The sequence below is a fragment of the Streptomyces sp. genome, assembly GCF_031178505.1.
Taxonomy (GTDB): Bacteria; Actinomycetota; Actinomycetes; order Streptomycetales; family Streptomycetaceae; genus Streptomyces; species Streptomyces gulbargensis.
The window spans coordinates 1-2,039 of the sequence record NZ_JAPSIW010000976.1 but is presented as its reverse complement, the minus strand read 5'-3'; the positions used below and the strand labels follow the sequence as shown (position 1 = coordinate 2,039).

The following is a 2,039-nucleotide window of genomic DNA, read 5'->3' as shown; positions in this document are numbered from 1 at the left end:
GGTCCCATGGTCGGGCCGACCATGGCCGGTCAGGCGCATGCCGCCATGTCCCCACCGATGGCTGCAAGCCTGTTCGGTGATCCGCAAGGAGCGGCCCAGCACACCGGACACGGGCAAGTCGGCGGGTCGTGGATGCGCACCGCGCCGTCCTCACGCCCTTGTCGGACAGTGCTAGAACCACACGATGGGAATATGGACTGACGCTTTCATCGCCCCCGTCGAACCGGTGCAGCTCCCTGTCGAGGTCTTCGGACGCATGGTCGTCGACCTGGCACGCGAGCGTGTCGTGCGGACTCCCTGGGCGCTGCTCGCGGGTGACTTGTGCGTCAATGCCAGCCTGAACTGGGAGAGCGTCAGCGGGCAGGCCCGCTGGGATCGTCCGGAGGCCGGAGCCGTGCTGCGCAGTGAGAAGACGCAGGCGGAGCTGCGGGGCGCTCTGCCGCCGCCTTGGGGGGAATCGTGGGAACAGGCCCGGCTTCTCGCCGGCGGGGAGGCGATCTTGCAGGTGCTTCCTGCGCTGGCCCAGGCGCCGTACGGGCATCAGGACATCGCGGTCGTCTTCGACTGCCTGGACTTCACCAACCGCTCCGTCTCCGGACACTTCGGCTACGAAGACCACCGGACCATGCTGGTGTGCTTCGCCCTCGCCCGACCGCAGAACCGGCCTCTGGCCGCAGACACAACTGCATCGCCCAGCGGACCGGTGCATCCGGTACGCAGCTGCATCGTCCACACCTTCAAGCACTGCGATGAGGACGGCATCGCCCCGGCGATCGCGTCCATCGCGAGCCGGTACTTCGGCCGACCTCTGGTCCACGGCGAGACATGGGGATGAGCCGGCACGACACTGATTGTGCTTCCTCCGGACGCCTTCACCTGGGGCGGTCGGTCCTCGGTGCCACTGCCATGGTGGGGGCGTTGACCGACGCCCCGTGGTGACTGGCCGCCCCCGCTTTCGGCTGCCCCACGCGCAATCCGCTCTCTTCTCCCGGGCGGGTGCTTCGCGCAGGGTCTCTCGCCGGCCCCAGCCTCTCGCCGAAAGCCCTGTGGTCGGCCCCACCATGAGCCCGACCATGGCAGGGCCTATGTGCCTGTTGCTGGATCGTGACTGGTGGTCGGGGGTTGTGGTCGTCTGTCTGGTCGGGGGCGGCCGATGGGCTGACCGCCATGGATCTTGTGTGTGTCTCCTCACCCGGTGACCCTGGGCGGCCCGTTGGCGTGGGCCGGTCGCACGTTCTCGGCGGCCGGGTGTACCCGGTGTGCGGTAAGTCGCGGTGAGTGGCTTCGGTGCGGGGATCCGCCGGGGCGTGATGGCCGCTGATCAGTTCACGCAGATCGCCAACGGCCTGTTCCGTGACGCCCGACTGTCCTACAAAGCGAAGGGGATCTTCGGATACGTCAGCACGCACCGCAGCGGCTGGCGGGTGACGCTAGCCGACCTCGTCCGCCTGGGGCCTGATGGCCGGGACGCGGTGCGCGCCGGTCTGAGGGAATTGGAGGAGCACGGCTACCTGGTCTGTGAGCGCCTGCGCCACCCGGACGGCACCCTCGGCGAGAGCGTCTACTGCATCACCGACCGCCCTGCCGTCCTGAGCGATATGCCGTCCAGAGTGCGCTCTGTGGCTGGAGGCCCGCGGGCAGGGTCTGGCGGCGGGTTCGGTGCGGGGATCCGCCGGGGTGTCATGGCGGGTGATGAGTTCACGCAGATCGCGAACGGCCTGTTCCGTGACGGCCGGCTGTCCTTCAAGGCGAAAGGGCTGTTCGGGCTGATCTCCACACACCGGGAGGGCTGGCGGATGAAGGTCACCGACCTTGCCCGCTGCGGCCGGGACGGCGAGGCGGCCGTCAGGAGCGGCGTGAAGGAGCTGGAGCAGCACGGCTTCCTCGTCCGCGAACGCGAGCGCGGTCCGGACGGGACCCTCGGTGCGGCGGTGTACTTCATCACCGACCTGCCGGCCCTACAAAACCGCAGGTCACAACCAGAGTCGGGTTTTCCACCGGTGGATGAACCTACGGTGGTTAATCGCCCCACTAAGAAG

General features: G+C 68.4%; 1 protein-coding gene and 1 pseudogene. Both read left to right on the top strand.

The genetic code is table 11. The features are described from left to right. The first annotated feature begins 184 nt into the window (after positions 1-184). Complete coding sequence (locus RIF68_RS35260; protein WP_309055652.1) at positions 185-835, top strand: hypothetical protein; 651 nt, start codon at positions 185-187, stop codon at positions 833-835. 439 nt (positions 836-1,274) lie between these two features. Continuing rightward, positions 1,275-2,039: pseudogene (locus RIF68_RS35255) on the top strand (hypothetical protein); the annotation flags it as partial.

Excerpts from the sequence above, each read along its gene's own strand:
- RIF68_RS35260 (WP_309055652.1), top strand. The coding sequence starts at position 185 with ATGGGAATATGGACTGACGCTTTCATCGCCCCCGTCGAACCGGTGCAG.